The organism is Xanthomonas sp. SHU 199, from assembly GCF_000364665.1.
In the GTDB taxonomy this organism is placed as follows: domain Bacteria; phylum Pseudomonadota; class Gammaproteobacteria; order Xanthomonadales; family Xanthomonadaceae; genus Xanthomonas_A; species Xanthomonas_A sontii.
Map to the genome: position 1 here is coordinate 1 of NZ_AQOI01000390.1, position 2,213 is coordinate 2,213.

General features: G+C 73.4%; 1 protein-coding gene and 1 pseudogene. Both read right to left on the minus strand.

Going from position 1 to position 2,213, the window contains the following annotated elements; genetic code table 11:
• Positions 1–559: pseudogene (locus D183_RS0113065) on the minus strand (thiol reductant ABC exporter subunit CydC); the annotation flags it as partial.
• Positions 556–2,213: thiol reductant ABC exporter subunit CydD (cydD, locus tag D183_RS24700; RefSeq protein WP_017909394.1), on the minus strand; the 1,658-nt coding region annotated here is incomplete at its 5' end. The gene cydD and the pseudogene D183_RS0113065, both read right to left, overlap by 4 nt.

Consider the following 2,213-nt stretch of genomic DNA (forward strand, 5'->3'; position numbering starts at 1 on the left):
CGCCGCGCGCCACCACCCACGGCACGCCGAGCCCGATCGCCAACGCCAGCGCGGTCAGCACCAGCGCCGCCGGCCCGTGGATCGCCGCTGCCGCGGCAATGCCGATCGTGCCGACGCCGAGCAGTGCGGCCAGCGGCGCCAGCGCGCGCACCACCAGGCCGTCGACCTCGCCGATGTCCGACATCAGCCGTGCCAGCAGTTCGCCGGTGCGGCTGGCGCCGAGCCGTGCCGGTGCCAGCGGCAGTGCGCGGCGGAAGAACCACACCCGCAGGTCGCGGGCGATGCGCAGGGTCGCGTCGTGTCCGACCAGCTTTTCGCCGTAGCGCGAGGCGATGCGCGCGAAGGTCAGTGCGCGAATGCCGGCCGACGGTGAGAAGAAGTTGAAGCCGCTGCCCATGCCGACCGCGCCGGCCAGCGCCGCGGCGGTGAGGAAGCCGCCGGACAGGCCGAGCAGCCCGACCCCGGCCAGCATCGTGCACAGCACCAGCAGCGCGGTCAGCAGCAGCCGGCCGAGATGGCGGCCGAACACGCCGCGCAAGGTGTCGCGAGTGCCGCTCATGGCTGCGCTCCCTGGGTCGCGGCGGAGGTGGTGCGTGCCGGCAACCGCAGCACCGCATCGGCCCAGCGCATCGCCGCCTCGCTGTGGGTGGCAACGATCACGCTGCGGCCGCGGGCGAAGTCCGCCAGCGTGCGCAGCAGGTCCGCCTCGGTGTCCGCATCCAGGAACGCGGTCGGTTCGTCCAGCAACAGCAGTTCCGGATCGCGCAGCAACAGCCGGGCCAGGCCGATGCGCCGCGCCTCGCCGCCCGAAAGGCCGAAGCCACGCTCGCCGATCGGCGTGTCCAGCCCCTGCGGCAGCCGCGCGGCGAAGCGCAGCACCTGCGCCGCCTCGGCGGCGGCATGCAGTTGCGCAGCGCTGGCCTGCGGATCGGCCAGGCGCAGGTTGTCGGCGATGCTGCCGTGGAACAGATACGGCCGCTGCCCGGCGTAGCCGATGCGCAGCCCCTTGCGCACCTGCAAGGTACCGGCACGCGGCGGCAGCCACCCGGCCAGCGCTTCCAGCAGCGTGCTCTTGCCGCTGCCACTGGGGCCGACCAGGGCCAGGCGCTGTCCGGCATGCAGATCGACATCCAAGCCCTGCACCGCGTCGCAGCGCGCACCCAGCGGCCGCAGATGCAGCGCGCGCGCCTGCAGCAGCGGTACCTCGCGCGACGCGCTTGTGGAAGGCGCGGCGACGGGCATTGCCTCGGCAGCGGCGTCGTTCGGCACGGCGGCCCCCTCGGCGTGCGCAGCCGGCGCATCCGTGGCCTGCGGCAGGCTTTCCAGCAGGCGCTCCACCTCGGCCGCCGCGGCCAGCGCATTGGCGCGGTCGTGGTAATGCGCGGCCAGGCGCCGCAGCGGCGCATAGAACTCCGGCGCCAGCAGCAGGCAGAACACGCCGGTGCCCAGGGTCGGCACGTTGCCGTGCAGGGCGATCATGCCGAGATAGCTCAGGCCCAGGTACAGCGCGACGATCGCCACGCTGACCGAGGCGAAGAACTCCAGCACGGTGGACGACAGGAACGCGATGCGCAGCACTTTCAGCGTGCGCTCGCGCACGCCCTCGGCAGCAGCGGCGATCCCGCGCAGTTCGTCGTCGCCGCGCCCGTACAGGCGCAACAGGCCCAGGCCCTTGAGCCGGTCGGCGAAGTGTCCGCCCATCCGCGCCAGTTCGCGCAACTGACGGCGGCCGGCGGCCTCGGCGCCCCAGCCCACCAGCATCATGAAGATCGGCACCAACGGCGCGGTGAACAACAGGATCAGCCCGACCACCCAGTCGCTCCACGCCACCGCCAGCACGATCAACAGCGGCACCACGCTCACTTCCCAGCGCGCGGGCCGGTAGCCGGCGTAGTAACCGTCCAGCGCATCGCCATGCGCCAGCAGCAGTTCGCCGAGTTCGCCGTTGCGCTGCCCACGCAGCCACAGCGGCCCGCGCTGCAGCAGTTGCCGGTACACGCGGCGACGCAGCTCGAGTTTGGCCGCATCGGCGACATCGCCGGCGGCACGCTGCGCAGCGGCGCCGAGCCCCGCGCGCAGGACCAGCATCAACGCCAGCAGGCCGAAGACCGGCAGCGCCTGCGCCAGGTCGCGGCGCTCGACCAGCAGCGCCTGCACCAGCCAGGCGATGGCGCCGGCCTGCACGATCAGCAGCGCGCCGGACGCGCTGATCG